14 protein-coding genes are annotated in these 14,131 nt (G+C 41.2%); 12 read left to right on the forward strand and 2 right to left on the reverse strand.

Features of this window, described 5'->3' with window-relative positions; all coding sequences use genetic code 11:
* Position 1 precedes the first annotated feature (1 nt).
* The 7 genes from BLU87_RS06085 to BLU87_RS06115 are packed head-to-tail and all read left to right on the forward strand — an operon-like array spanning position 2 to position 6,143.
* Positions 2-169 carry a Trm112 family protein gene (locus BLU87_RS06085; RefSeq protein WP_092345774.1) on the forward strand — a complete coding sequence of 56 codons (168 nt, stop codon included), beginning with the start codon at positions 2-4 and terminating at the stop codon, positions 167-169.
* 10 nt (positions 170-179) lie between these two features.
* Entirely contained in the window at positions 180-1,100 is a 921-nt protein-coding gene (locus tag BLU87_RS06090) for an ELM1/GtrOC1 family putative glycosyltransferase (RefSeq protein WP_092345776.1), read from the forward strand.
* 12 nt (positions 1,101-1,112) lie between these two features.
* Entirely contained in the window at positions 1,113-2,243 is a 1,131-nt protein-coding gene (locus BLU87_RS06095; protein WP_092345778.1) for a glycosyltransferase family 4 protein, read from the forward strand.
* 37 nt (positions 2,244-2,280) lie between these two features.
* On the forward strand, positions 2,281-3,324 hold the full coding sequence (locus BLU87_RS06100; protein ID WP_092345780.1) for a glycosyltransferase family protein: 1,044 nt from the start codon (positions 2,281-2,283) through the stop codon (positions 3,322-3,324).
* Positions 3,321-4,028, forward strand: a complete 708-nt coding sequence (locus BLU87_RS06105) for a YrbL family protein (RefSeq protein WP_092345782.1) — start codon at positions 3,321-3,323, stop codon at positions 4,026-4,028. The genes BLU87_RS06100 and BLU87_RS06105 overlap by 4 nt, the downstream gene beginning before the upstream one ends.
* Positions 4,029-4,050: 22 nt before the next feature.
* Complete coding sequence (locus BLU87_RS06110; RefSeq protein ID WP_092345784.1) at positions 4,051-5,103, forward strand: glycosyltransferase; 1,053 nt, start codon at positions 4,051-4,053, stop codon at positions 5,101-5,103.
* Positions 5,100-6,143 (forward strand): glycosyltransferase, encoded by a 1,044-nt coding sequence (locus BLU87_RS06115; protein ID WP_092345786.1) that lies wholly within the window; start codon positions 5,100-5,102, stop codon positions 6,141-6,143. The genes BLU87_RS06110 and BLU87_RS06115 overlap by 4 nt, the downstream gene beginning before the upstream one ends.
* A gap of 21 nt (positions 6,144-6,164) precedes the next feature.
* On the opposite strand, the gene BLU87_RS06120 is transcribed toward BLU87_RS06115, so the two are convergent.
* Together BLU87_RS06120 and BLU87_RS06125 are read right to left on the reverse strand one after the other, a co-directional pair.
* Positions 6,165-7,079, reverse strand: coding sequence for a hypothetical protein (locus tag BLU87_RS06120; RefSeq protein ID WP_092345788.1), 915 nt, complete (start codon positions 7,077-7,079; stop codon positions 6,165-6,167).
* Between the two features lie 54 nt (positions 7,080-7,133).
* The gene (locus BLU87_RS06125; protein WP_092345790.1) at positions 7,134-8,159 is read right to left on the reverse strand and encodes an ELM1/GtrOC1 family putative glycosyltransferase; all 1,026 of its coding nucleotides are present in this window, start codon (positions 8,157-8,159) and stop codon (positions 7,134-7,136) included.
* A gap of 30 nt (positions 8,160-8,189) precedes the next feature.
* On the opposite strand from BLU87_RS06125, the gene BLU87_RS06130 reads away from it, so the two are divergent.
* From BLU87_RS06130 to BLU87_RS06150, 5 genes are all read left to right on the forward strand, one after another.
* The gene (locus tag BLU87_RS06130; RefSeq protein ID WP_092345792.1) at positions 8,190-9,518 is read left to right on the forward strand and encodes an O-antigen ligase family protein; all 1,329 of its coding nucleotides are present in this window, start codon (positions 8,190-8,192) and stop codon (positions 9,516-9,518) included.
* Positions 9,519-9,812: 294 nt separating this feature from the next.
* Complete coding sequence (locus tag BLU87_RS06135) at positions 9,813-10,100, forward strand: ComEA family DNA-binding protein (protein WP_092345794.1); 288 nt, start codon at positions 9,813-9,815, stop codon at positions 10,098-10,100.
* Positions 10,101-10,202: 102 nt separating this feature from the next.
* Complete coding sequence (locus BLU87_RS06140) at positions 10,203-11,213, forward strand: NAD-dependent epimerase (protein ID WP_342743661.1); 1,011 nt, start codon at positions 10,203-10,205, stop codon at positions 11,211-11,213.
* Between the two features lie 92 nt (positions 11,214-11,305).
* Positions 11,306-12,259: a Wzz/FepE/Etk N-terminal domain-containing protein gene (locus BLU87_RS06145; protein WP_175498282.1), complete on the forward strand. Its 954-nt coding sequence runs from the start codon at positions 11,306-11,308 to the stop codon at positions 12,257-12,259.
* 199 nt (positions 12,260-12,458) lie between these two features.
* On the forward strand, positions 12,459-13,952 hold the full coding sequence (locus tag BLU87_RS06150; protein ID WP_175498283.1) for a Wzz/FepE/Etk N-terminal domain-containing protein: 1,494 nt from the start codon (positions 12,459-12,461) through the stop codon (positions 13,950-13,952).
* The last annotated feature ends 179 nt before the right edge of the window (positions 13,953-14,131 follow it).

A 14,131-nucleotide genomic window follows, 5' to 3' on the forward strand; every position in this document is an offset into this window, starting at 1 on the left:
TATGCCAGTACGTCCTGAGTTGATGGAACTTCTTGCCTGCCCAAAGTGTAAACAACCTGTGGGGCTGTCTGATGACGGGGATTATATCCTCTGCGAAATCTGTCAACTTCGCTATCCCGTCCGTGATGATATTCCGGTTATGCTGATTGATGAAGCAGAAACCTGTTGAGTGACCTGTTGTGAAAGGCAAACGCTTCCTGATTTTGAGCGACGGAAAGCCGGGACATGTGAGTCAGTCGATTGCTTTTGCCAAGCATCTTGGCTCCGAGTATGAGGTGAACGCAGTCCGTTTTAAAAAACCTGTGATAAAGGCTTTTTCCTACCTGTTTGGACGCTTAGGGATCTATTCTCCTTACTTGTTTGAAACTGAAAAGGTGGAAGGTGTTTACTCTGCTGTTGTTTCAGCCGGTTCAGGAACGTACTATGCAAACAAAACTCTGGCAAAGCAACTCGGATGTAAATCGGTTGCTATTATGCTGCCCAGAGGGTATCGCCTTGATTTTGATTTAATCGTAGCGCAACAGCACGATAATCTGCCCGCAGGGGATAATATTATTAGCATTCCGATCAATGTGACCTATGTAGAACCCCAGAGAGTAGTCGTTCCACGGGCTGGAGAAAAGTATATCGCTTTAATCGTTGGCGGTGATAGCCAACATGGTCAGTTGGATGTTTCGCTTCTTCAGGAGCAGGTCAAAAAAATATTTTCTTTGTTTCCTAAGCATAAGGTGTGGATGACAACTTCGCCACGAACTCCGAAAGCCATTGAAGTGATGTTGCAGAGCTTCAATTATGAACGTGCAGTCTACTTCTCTCAGGAACCGATCAATCCAATTCCTGACTATCTGCAACATAGTGACTATGTCTTTCTCACCGCTGATTCCAGTTCCATGATCAGTGAGGCTGTAAGTTTTGGTAAAAGCTGTGTTGAGGTTTTGCCTCTTTCTGAATCTATCCGCCATCAAGATAAATTTGCCAAACTTATTACCTTGTTGTCGGAGATGAACTGCTTACATTTGTTTGATGGATCATGTGGGACGGGTAAAGAGAAAATTTCTCTTGTTGATTTATTTAAACAGCAAATTAATGAAACCTTTTAAATTGAATTCGGTATGAAAATTCTTCAAGTTACAGCTGCACTTGAACAGGGCGGTGTCGAGCGTGGGACGGTTGAGATGGCTGCTTTTATCGTCTCGCAAGGAGTTGAGAGTTTTGTTGCTTCGCAGGGTGGCAGGTTGGTTGCTGAGCTTGAAAGTCAGGGATCGTCCCACTTTAATTTACCCCTAGCACAACGTAACCCTGTGACTCTTCTGCTTTCAGCCTTGAGATTAAAGAAAATTATTCTCACCGAGAATATTACTCTGGTTCATGCCCGTTCCCGGGCGCCAGCGTGGGCGGCTTATATTGCCTGTCGATTGACAGGTGTGCCCTTTGTCACAACATTTCATGGCACCCATCGCATCCAGAATTGTATAAAAAAAAGCTACAATAGCGTCATGACTCGGGGGTTGAGAACGATTGCCATCAGCCAGTTTATTAAGACTCATATTATGGAAAACTATGGCATTTCTGAACAGCTTATTGATATTGCTCCGCGAGGGTTTGATCCGCAGCGTATTAGCCCTGACAAGGTGACTGCTGATCAACTTAATTTGTTGAAAAAGCAGTGGCAACTCGATGATGGTGTTCCTATTATCGCCCTTCCTGGGAGATTGACTCGTTGGAAGGGGCAGACCTTGTTTTTGGATGCTCTAGCACAAATCAAAGAGTTGCAGTGGCAGGCATTGATTATTGGTGGAGCAGGTCATAAACAAGCGTACTTAAATGAACTCAAAGAGCAAGCGTTCTCATCTGGTCTCTCGGATCGAATTGTTTTCACTGGTGATCAAGCAAATATTGTCCCTTTTTATGCGTTGGCAGATATTGTTGTTTCGGCTTCAACTGAGCCCGAAGCGTTTGGTCGTGTGGCAGTAGAAGCTCAGGCGATGGGAAAGCCGATTATCGCTTCAGCCCACGGAGGTGCATTGGAGACGGTGCGCGATGGTGAGACTGGCTGGTTATTTAAAAATAATGATGCAGAAGATCTGGCAGATAAGCTACGTTTAGCCTTAGCAACAGGGACTGACTTAATCAGAATGGGGAATGTGGCTCAAACTTTTGTGGAAAATGAGTATACCGTAGAAAAAATGTGTCGAGCTGAATGGAATTGTTATCAGCGAGTTTTGACGGATATCAACGGTTGAGCGTTAAATTTAACGATTTTACAATACAGGTGGGATTATGCGAGTTCTGCATATAGCTTATCAACAGTTAAGAAGGTATGGGAAAACACGTGTCAGTTGGGCACAAAAACTGACCCATGGATTGATTAAAAACGATCATTTTGTACAAGGCTTCAGTGATCGTGATGTCGCCGCATTTGAAGCCCCGTTTGGATGGCGTGATCTCGGTAAAGGGAAGGCAAACAAGCGTTTACTGGAAACTGTTGAGGCTTTTGATCCAGATTTGGTGATTGCCGGGCATTGCGATATTATCAGCAATGCGACCTTGGAACAAATCCGCAAGATTCGCCCTGGCGTTATTCTCGCCCATTGCAACAATGATCCCTTATTTGTGCCGGATAATGTAGAAAAAATAAAGCATCGGGCACAGGTTGTAGATGCCATATTTGTATCCACTGGTCGCAGAGAGTTATCTATTTTTGAAGATGGTCGGGCACGCATCTATCATATGCCGAACCCAGTAGACCCCGCTGTAGAAAATCTGGATAACTCTGTCAAAAAAGAGCTGGAGATTGATCTTCTTTTTTGTAGTAATAGCGATGACTTTACTAAACGTTTACAATTGGTTAAGTCTTTAAAAGATAGTTTACGTGAGGAACTGGATTTTAAAACCTTTGGTAGTTTTGGGGAGCCGCCTATTTGGGGCCGTGATTATGATCGGGCCCTGAGTGAAACAAAAATGGGTTTGAACCTGAATCGCCAGGAGGGTCATTACTGGTATTCTTCGGCCCGGATGGCTCAATTGGCGGGAAATGGCATCCTTCAGTTTACGCACAGCTCTCCACGTTTTGACACTCTGCTCCCACCCGAATCTGTTGTTTATTTTGACGATGTCGATGATCTTCGCGATCAGGTCCGTGACTTTCATTCTGACGATGCAAAACGCCAGGCATGGGCTGCTCGCGCACGTCAATTTTTTCATGCAGAGATGAATAATCAGCTATATGCTCAGTATATTGTCGAATCTTCTTTGCTGAAGACTTACTCTCACCCGTATGTTTGGGCGCAGGAAACCAATCTTGATGGTAGCTTGAAGTTATGATTCTGCTGAAATCAATTGCGCCATTTGCTCAAGGGGGAAACAGGCTTTGCTTTGTCCACCCTCAGAATAAAGATCTTTGTATCAAGGTGCGTAGGCCCGATTTCTCATTGGCAGATCTCCGCAGAAAGAAAGGCTTTCCTCGAAACCTTAAACCATTATCTGCCTTCGATGACAATCTTGAAGAATACAAAGTTGTACATGCGTTGGAAAAGAACTGTGGTCCTTCAATTTATAAGCATATCTATCGCTGTCATGAATTTGTTGATACCGATTTAGGACTTGGATTAGTTACTGAGTTAATTCGTGACGGAGATGGCCGGGTGTCTGTTTCGTTGAAACAGTATCTATGGGAACAGGGATATCCTTCTGTTTGCCAACAAGCTGTTGAGACCCTGACCGATTTCTGGTTAGCTCAAGTTGTTCCGTCGCGTGAAATCTTGACCCATAATATTGTTGTGCAACGGGACAATAGTGGCAACATATCCCGACTGGTTGTAGTTGATGGTCTCGGATCTGCGACCCTAATTCCTTTTAAATGGATGCCCAGTATTTTACAAAAGAGAAAGATTAAAGCTAAGATATATCGATTGAACGGAAGAATAACAGATTTCTTAGCCAATTGTGAAAAGGGAAGGGCTCCAAGTCACGTCGGTATATTGATGCATCGTGATGAAAATGTGAAAAAAGACTTTATTGTTGAGTAGTCTCAACTCAAAAGATGCCACTATGAAACTCATGCAAATCCTGTTATCTCAATCTGAGGCTGGTGCAGAGACTTATTTTGAAAAAGTCGCCTATGCCTTTAGCAAAGATGATTCAATTCAGCAACGTCTTGTCATAGAAGCTCAAGTCTCACGCGAAAAACGTTTAGAAAAAGCGGGTGTTGATTATCGAACTTTACCGATGGATAAGTTTGGCAAGATTTTTCTCTATAATAACTTCTTGAAGCGTTATGTCTCTGATTTTGATCCGGATCTGATCGTTACCTGGGTAAATAGAGCTTCTCGCAAATGTCCCAAAAGTAGTGCTATAGTAGTCGGTCGTTTGGGAGGATATTACGATATCAACAATTATCGAAAATGTGATCATCTGATTGTTAACACTCCCGATCTGGTGAGACATGTCGTTGCTAATGGATGGTCACAAGACCACGTCAGTATGATATCCAATTTTGGTGAACTTCCAGAATCACTAGATCTGCTGGAACCGATTCCTTCAATTCCTGAAGGAAGTCGTGTTTTACTGACACTGGGACGATTACACGTTAAAAAAGGTCAGGACATCCTTATCAAGGCGTTGCCAAAGATTCCTAATACAACATTATTAATTGCAGGTGACGGTGAATTAAAAGACGAGTTAATCTCTCTTGCTCGGTCCGCAGGTGTGCTAGATCGGGTTTTTTTTCTTGGGTTACGTAAGGATATTCGCCACCTTTTTGATTTGGCAGATGTCTGTGTTTTCCCTTCCCGTTTTGAACCTTTGGGGAATGTTATTCTGGAAGCTTGGGCAACAAAGACGCCTCTCGTCGCGGCCGCGAGTCAGGGTCCCTCATGGCTGGTAGAGCATGAAAAAGATGGATTATTATTTGAGATAGATAATGTTGAACAATGTGCCAAACAGGTTAACAGGGTTCTGAATGACCGTTGTTTGGCAGCAAAGATAGTTGAACAGGGAGTTCAGAAGTTTGAAATGCGTTTTTCCATGAATGTCATTATCAATCAATATCGTCAACTATTTGATCAACTCATCAACGAAAAAGGGAAAGCAGGACTTAAATGACATCAGTGAATAACCAAGTTAAAGTTGCTCAAATTCTTGCGGGTGCTGAACAGGGAGGAGCCGAAAATTTTTTTGTCAGATTAGTTTCAGGATTGCAATCTTCAGGACAATATTCTCAGCATGCATTTGTGCGGAATCATCAGCATCGTATTGATTCTTTGAGAGAGAATGGGGTTTCTGCGCAGGGGTTTCGTTTTGGTAATTCGGTGCATTTTTGGGATCACCAACGTTTTTTGAAGGCATTGACCGACTGTGATCCAGAAATTGTTATGACATGGATGAATCGAGCAAGTAAGGCAACGCCAAAGGGTAAATATCACTTGGTCAGCCGTCTTGGTCATTATTATGATCTTAAGTATTATCGTCATGCCGACTATTGGGTTGGGATCTCAAAGGGAATCTGTGACCACTTGATTAAGGGGGGGATGCCTGCCTCAAAAGTTGTGCATATCCCTAATTTTGCTGATGAAACAGAAGTTTCACCTTTGCCGAGAGATAGTTTTGATACTCCGGTGGATCGCCCATTATTGCTGGCTGCAGGGAGGTTGCATGTTAATAAGGGCTTTGATGTGTTGCTTGAATCTATGGCTCAAATGCCGGACGTTATCCTGTGGTTGGCTGGCTCTGGTCCAGAGGAACAAAACCTGAAAAAACAGTGCCATGAGTTGGGCTTGGATGAACGGATTCGCTTTCTTGGTTGGCGAACAGATGTTACAGCCTTAATGCGAACGGCCGATGTGTTTGTCTGCCCGTCACGTCATGAAGGTTTAGGGTCAATCGTTATGGAGTCCTGGTTTCATGGTTGCCCAATTATTGCAACTAATTCTCAAGGTCCTGGTGAGGTAATTGAAGACGGTGTGACTGGCTTACTGACCCCGGTAGATCAGGTAGAGGCACTAGTTACTGGCATAAATCGTCTGTTGAAAGATAGAAAAGGTAGGAATACGTTAATTGCAAACGGCAAAACACATTACCATCAGCATTATTGCAAAGAGGTTATTGTGGGAATGTATGAAAGTTTTTTTTCAGAAATTTTATAGATAATTATGAATAGAAGGTTTTTATTCCAGTAAATCAGGAGTTACTCTATCTGTAAAAGTATAGTCTGAAAAAGCTTGATGAGCTATCAGCCTATCAGCAAATGAAATATTGAGATTTCTAAAGGTTTTTAAATAACCAACCGAATTCGCTAACTGAATTGCTTTTGTTTCATCGTTGATCTCTTCCAATGCCTCTATCAATGTCGATGCCTCTCCTCTGCTGATCTGGATGAGATTTTTGTCGGAAAAGTTGAAAAGATCAAGCAGACTGATGAATTTCGAAGAATATCCCATCATCGTCACTTTTCGACCAGAGAGAAGGCCCCAATAGGAACCGTGGTAAGAGTTTGTAACTATATGGTCACAGTATTTTAACGAGTTGACAATATCTGTTTCAGTGCAGTTGTTAAAAAGAATTTCCCAACCTTTTGACATCGCGATTTGATTGCAAAAATCAATTGTCGCTGATGAGGTAACTTTAGGGTCGGCGTTTAAGAATAGAAGGGTTTTATGGGTTGATACTGGAGTCTCCAGCATTTGATGCAGACAGCTACAGCAAGGAACGAAATTTTTTTCAGATAGAACATATTTTTTGTCTCGTATTGCCCAGTCTAAATAAGGAAGGTCGTCAATAGACTTGGTTTGTTGGTTGAAATTGCGTAATGACTGACCTGCCCCCCATAGTACTGATTTTTCGAATGAAATGTTGTTTCGTCGGATTTTGTCGATAGCGAGTCCAACAAAGACACCTCCTCCGATTATGTGCAGGTCTTTTATCGGATTGTGGAATTTAAAATAATGCCGTGGTGAACAAAGATAGTCACCAATATTTCCCCGATCGGGATTGTGATGAATAAACGTTATACCATTTTCTACTGGATATAATGGTTTGCCTGTATTTTTAAAGGCATCTATTATTTTTTTAAGAAATTTCATAAGCTACACACTTTTCATCGTTATTGTTTGTTTTGATAACGGAATGAATTTAGATTATTTTTCTTGAACTTGTTTTCGCCATTGTTCTGTCCAGCAAAGAGTGAGTGGCTTATAACCTTTGCGAATCCATAAGGGGAAGTCAAACGATCCAATCTCATCGCTTGTCATTCTGACCAAGGTCCCTTTTTGATGGTGGTAAGTTGCCAATGGTTCTGTCAAACTATTATATCCTGTTTTTTTCGGTCTAATGCTGATAGTTGGAATTCTACAGTTTACAGCTTCTGATACCATGGAAGCACTGTCTTCAGTGACAAAAACGACTTCAGAAGAGGATAGGCAATCCAGAATTGATTTGCGTTGTTGATCTCCCCAACAGATTAATTCATATAGTTCTGGAGATAAATTAGGAAAGACCTTTTTGAATATCATCTCAGCTTTCTTACCTGTTCTTGGAGATGTTGATATCAGCCATTTGATTTTATATTTTTTTGCGAGTTTTTGCATATCAGTTGCGAGGGTAAGCCATGTTTTCTCGTCATATTCAAAGCCTTTAGCATTCCCTCCTAAAAGCATTCCCCAGATTTTTGACGATTCTTTGATGTTGATTTTATGCAGCTCATAATCTTTAAATGTTGAAAATGTTGGAAGTGTTTCGAGGGTAATATTGTTTGGTTGTACGGGGGTAGAGGGTGTTGAAACAAGGCACGTGAATTTATCGGCCGGGAATCGTCGAGGTCTACCGATAAAGCACACTGATGCCTTGCTGCCAGCGGCTAGCAACTGTGCTGGGACCTCGTAGGGTGCTGTTTTTGCAAGTATGACATCTGAATCTGAGATCTCAGGCCCCAGGTTTTTAAGGGCAAGGGTATTTAAGAACTGAGCGATAATTTTTTTTGATCCAATATAGCTACGTAAAAATATGATGACTTTATACAAGGGGAAGAATATTTTTTTACGGGATCTCAATTCTACATTAACAGCGTGAGGTTCGTAGTCACTGAATGCATATTTGGCGATACTGAGTAGCTGTTGGTTGCTTCCATGATATTTTGATTGTAAAACAATAATTTTTTTTTTCAATTCAGTTTGGCTCCGTTTTTATGATTTATTATGTTTTCAATAATGATTTCAAGTTTGAAGTTTAATCCTACGAAGGGTAACCTTGAAAAATTAATAAGGGATATTGTTTTGATAATAAAATTTAAAAAGAAAAAAAAGGAAGTGTTTTCTTTTTTTTTGTTTTCGCTGTTGTTGTTTTGGTTTTTAACGTTCCCGACTCAGGGGGCTTTGTATCAGATAACAATATATTCTATTCCCTTGTTGTGCATACTTAATTCTGAATGCCGTACGGTCTTTAAAAAACTGCTATCTGATAATAAGTGGTTGCTTATCGTATTAACCGTGCCTGTTTTATTGGCTTATGTAAACCATTCATTTTCACACGTAACAGCTGCTTATCTTTTTGAAGCTAGTGAGACGGTTCTTCGTTATTATGTCAGGTTTATTCTTTTGGGTCTATGTGGCGCTGTAATTGTGGACTACCTTGGTCTTAACCCCTTGATGCTCCTGGGTGGGGTGTTGATTTCAGTAAGTATACATTGTGGTTACGCCATTTTTACTTCTTTTTCTGAGATTGTGACTTTTTTATTTTCTCTGAAGGGTGTGCCACGTATGAGTGGTTTGATCGGCAGTCCAAATGAATTTGGATTATTGATGGTTATCGGTGTGCTGATTTCACTGGGGCTCATATCTAAAAAACAAAACCTATACATTAATCTTCTGTTAGTCCTCGTTTTTCTTTGTTGTCTTTTAACTACTATTTTGTCACAAAGCAGAGGCGCGTGGTTCGCCCTTTTCGTTGGTTTTGTTTTGTTTTTGTTACCGGATAAGCATAATGTCTATAGACCTTACCAGCGGTTGTTTTTTGTTATTGTTACCATATTAATATGTGTATGTTCTTTTTATCAGGTGGATTTGCTATCGAAGCGTATGTCTCGCTTTACTTCAGACCCTGCAAGATTGCTTATTTGGGACCATTTTTTCTCTGTATGGTTAAATCATTTTTGGGTCGGGGTATACAGTTTGGACGGTTATTTTCTCCGTACTGTCCATGGTCGTGTTTTTCATAATCCCCATAGTGTCTTTCTTGATGCCGCCGTTCGAGCTGGGATTCTTGGTCTTATCTCTTTGGGTAGTTTTTTTGTTTGTGGTTTTAAGAAGTTTTGGGCTTCTACATGTCGGATAAATATTTTGCCCTTTATAGGTTCTGTTTTTGCTGGTGGTATGTTCAGTTGGTCTATTTATGGAAAAACTTTTTATCAGTCTGTTATGGCAGTCGTTTTGATGCTTTTTTTGATCAGGAAATCAAAAAGTGCTGTGGACGAAAATATTCCTATAGTGAACTTAACTGAGTTCTTCTGTCCCCGCCACGTTAAATAGCTAAAAATAGATTTTCTAATCTGGGAAAAGGAAAATTTTGTCCATTAGCCTGCTGATGCTTTTTTGGGATAAAGTCAGAGTGTGTGTCCTTCCAAAGAGACTGGCTTGCAAATATACGGCTGAATTATTTTCGTTCTGTAAGTGAACGGGAGCAGTAGACTAGGAACAAAAATCTCTTTTCAATCTCTTTTCTCAGTGTTATATATACATCTAAATACCGTACAACCTGTGGAGGGGCCATTCACAAATAACAATTTTGCCGACTCGATCTGAGTCAGAATGGAGAGGGACAGTATGAATCAGTTTAAAAATATCCTTATCTTGTTTACACTTTTTATTTCACTCTGCTTTGTTTGCCAGCCTGCATTTTCCATGGAAAAAATAAATCTGAATACCGCGACGATTGAGCAACTCATGGAGCTAAAAGGGGTAGGCGAGAAAACGGCGCAGAAAATTATCGAGTATCGCAATAACAAAAAATTCAATACAGTTGATGAAGTCGTTAACGTCAACGGTGTTGGTGAAAAGACTTTAGAGAAAATACGTGAGCAATTGACGGTGGAAACGCAGAAAAAGAAATAGATAGTTTTACCGGGCCGCTTTTACAGGTATGATGGCAGGAGAAGTTAAACTTCTCCTGCCATTTTTTTGTGGGATGAAGAATATACAGAGAGAATAGGTGTTATTATGAAAATTCTAGTAACGGGTGCTGCAGGATTTATTGGTTCACAACTGTCACAGTATCTTCTTGCTCGTGGCGATGAAATTGTTGGTCTGGATAATCTCAATGATTACTATGACGTTAATCTGAAAAAGGCCCGCTTGCAGAGGTTGCAAAGTCAGGTCGGTTTTCGTTTTGTCAAGATGGACTTGGCCGATCGTGAAGGGATAGCGGATTTGTTCCAGCGCGAACAATTTGAAAAGGTTGTTAATCTTGCTGCACAGGCGGGTGTTCGTTATTCGCTGATCAACCCCTATGCCTATATCGATAGTAATATCCAGGGATTTGTCAATGTCTTGGAAGGCTGTCGACATAACAAGGTTCAGCATCTCGTCTATGCGTCGTCTTCCTCGGTCTATGGCGCCAATACCTCCATGCCTTTTTCAGTGCATGATAACGTTGATCACCCTGTCTCACTTTATGCCGCCAGTAAAAAATCGAATGAATTGATGGCCCATACTTATAGTCATCTTTATCAGTTGCCAACAACCGGATTACGCTTCTTTACCGTCTACGGCCCTTGGGGACGACCCGATATGGCGATGTTCCTGTTTGCCAAAGCTATTTTGGCAGGAGAACCTATCGATGTTTTTAACTACGGTAAAATGAAGCGGGATTTTACCTATATCGATGATATTGTTGAAGGTGTCGTGCGGACTTTCGATCATCCAGCCATGTCTAACTCTGATTGGACGGGTGATCACCCAGATCCCGGCACCAGCGCTGCACCTTACAGGCTCTATAATATCGGTAATAATAATCCAGTAGAACTGATGTATCTTATAGAAGTTATGGAAAAGGCGCTTGGTAAAGTTGCAGAAAAGAGGATGCTGCCGATTCAACCGGGCGATGTCCCCGCTACTTACGCTGATGTCGATGCTTTGGTCGAAGATGTCGGGTTTAAACCTGAAACATCCATTGAATCTGGTGTTGAAAAGTTTATCGATTGGTATCGCGGGTTTTATTCGGTATAAGTCTGTTCAGAAAATGGTCAGATAGCCATGTTAGGCTGACTCTTTTGTGCGTTTTCTGATCTTTTGTGGATAATGTTTATCTGGAGCTTAATGTGAATCAAGTAGGGCCTGAATCTGAGTTAGAACAACATAGAACTGATGACGAGATCGATCTTGTCGAACTGTTTTTAATTCTCTGGAAGCGCAAATGGTTGATTGTCGTTGTGACTTTGCTGGCAACTTTTGCCGCTGCTGGGGTCAGTATGATCATGCCGAAAGTCTATGCCGTGACCGCAATCCTTGAACCGGGTAAAGACGCGGAGGGTCATCTGGTTGAAAATCCTCAAAGCATAAGAGAAAATATCCTTGGGGGCGCCTATCATGAGCATATCGCCAAGCAGTTAAACCTGGCGTTTGAAGATATCCCAGAGATCCATGTCACTGTGCCTAAAAGTACAGATTTGATCAAAATCTCAATTGAAACCTCCTCCCCCGAAGTTGGAGTGAGTGTTTTGAACGAATTATTGACGGTAATTTCTTCTGACCTGCGGGATCAGCTTGAAGTTAAGACCCAGAAAACAATGAATAAAATTAAGTTACTGCAACTCGATGAGCAAACCTTGGATGAGCAATTAAGATTGCTGGATAATCAGCTTGTTCAGATAGTGAGTAGAATGTCGGAACTGGAAGCCGCACGTAGCGCTGCCATTGCTTCTCCCCACAGTGATGCTATGGCTGTGCTTCTCTATTCTAATGAGATTAAAGATCAACAGATTTATCGAAATGATCTGCAAATGAAGCGGGCTGATATTCAGAGCAGTCGGCGGCAAAGTGCAATCAAGATTGAAAATGAAAAACTGTCGTTATCTGCAATTAATAGCACATCTATTCATAAGCAACCTTTGATCCCAGGACAACCTATAAAGCCTAAAAAGACATTGATCGTGGCTCTTGGGTTTGTCCTTGGTTTTATGGCGGGGATAATGATGGCATTTTTGGCTGAATTTATGCATAAGGTTAAACAGCAGTCGCAAATAGTAGCGGGGGAGCGAATTCTTTACCAATGATAAAATCGACCAAGGATAAAAAGTATTTTAATCGTCATTCTAGGATATATATGAACAATACTGTTTTTTTGCAGGCTTCCTTGGTGACGAAAGCATGGTTTGGTGCTCTTGAGAGGGGTTTCTATTGTATCTATGATAATGTTGCGCGATGAATGTGTCATTCAATAATGTGACTAGGTAGTAGGGGAGGATGACAAATATGAATCCACCGGAATCAGACCGTCTACACCGTGGAATGACCGATGATGAGATTGACCTCGTTGCATTGGTGTGGATACTTATGAGGCACAAGACCCTTATTTTAATTGTTTTTGTCCTTTTTATCATTGCCGGAGCTGCTTATGCATTTTCGCGTCAGTCGATATACGATTACATAACGACAATTGAAATCGGATCAACGATTAAAAATCTTGAAACGGGAGATGTTGAACCGATTGAGTCAACTGAAGAGGTTTTGCAAAAAGTCAAGGCGGCCTATATCCCTTTAAATTCTCAACATCAGGGAGAAAAAAGAATTAGAGTCACGGCGACATCTCCGAAAGGGAGTCGATTGATTATCCTTAAAAGTTCTGGTTCTGAATTGTCAAAAGATCATCAAGTAACTCTTCATGACGCCATAACCAGTGCTGTTGTGGCTGATCACTTGCGTATGGTTCAACCGACGAGCCAACAGCTTGAATCTCGTATCGCCAGGATAAAAACAGATCTTGATAAAATGATGTCTGAAGATTTGATACAGATTGAACAAAAAAGCTTGCAAGGAAAGGTACAACAAAAAAAGATTAATTTGTCGTCGTTGCAGGACAGCGAGCAAGCCTATGAAATTTCTTCAGCAAATGCTCTCCAGAAGTTGGAATCTCAACTCAAGGATATCCTGGATAGCCAGAAGTTTGAAATTATTGATTTGCAGAATAAAATTGCCAAAGAAAACTCTGATTTAGCAGCGATAGTTGATCAGCATAATACTCTACAGAAGAATAAAGAAATCCTCATTCAGGAAAATGCTCTTCTGTCGCGTCAAATTGAAAAACTGGACAAAACACTGACAGACATCAATCAAAAGAGATTGCAAGCTCCGGCTGAAGTTGATACCCCTGCTAGTGCCCTGACTTTGATGATGATCGAGAATCAACTGGAGCAATACCGAACACGCAGAGAAAATCTGGAACTCAGAATCGGCGTTGAACTACAACAAAAAAGCACAGATCTGGATATGCAACTGGCAAGCAATGAGCGGCAGAAAATAATTCAGGAAAAGTTACTGTCCGATCTGGATGTTCAACTGAGCTTTAAAAAGCAATCACACGCGCGTGAAATTGAGCAGAAGAAGAAAGAAATTCAAAATCTGCAGGCCGAACAAAGCAAAATCATGGGTGACTATAAGCGCCAACGAGATGAGATAAATCGTACAATTACTGAAACGGAAAATGACTTACGTGAATATGAAATTAACCGTGGGTTTAAAATAGCTCAGCAAGAGAAGGTTATCGCTGAGTTGGAAGGAAAGTTGAAGAATTTGCAACCTACTCGGTCATTGGGTGTGGCTATCCCGTCTGTTGATCCAATTGGGCCGAGGAAAATGTTGATTCTTGCTCTTTCTTCGGTTCTTGGTCTCATGGGCGGTATCTTATTGGTTTTTGTAGTTGAGTTTATGTCTAAGGTTAGACAGCAGCAGTTTGTAGAGGAACAATAACAGTTTATAGTTATGTTTTATCTGGTTGCTCTTGAAAATAATGAAATGGATGAACTGCTCAGTATCAAAGTTGATATAGTTTCTGCAGATTCTTGAGAATCGCAGGCCGATTAATAAAGTAGATCAAGAAATGCACCGACTTAAGCTAAGATAAACGTTAATATCTGATTTCTTGTAAC

This window comes from Desulfuromusa kysingii, from assembly GCF_900107645.1.
Classification (GTDB): domain Bacteria; phylum Desulfobacterota; class Desulfuromonadia; order Desulfuromonadales; family Geopsychrobacteraceae; genus Desulfuromusa; species Desulfuromusa kysingii.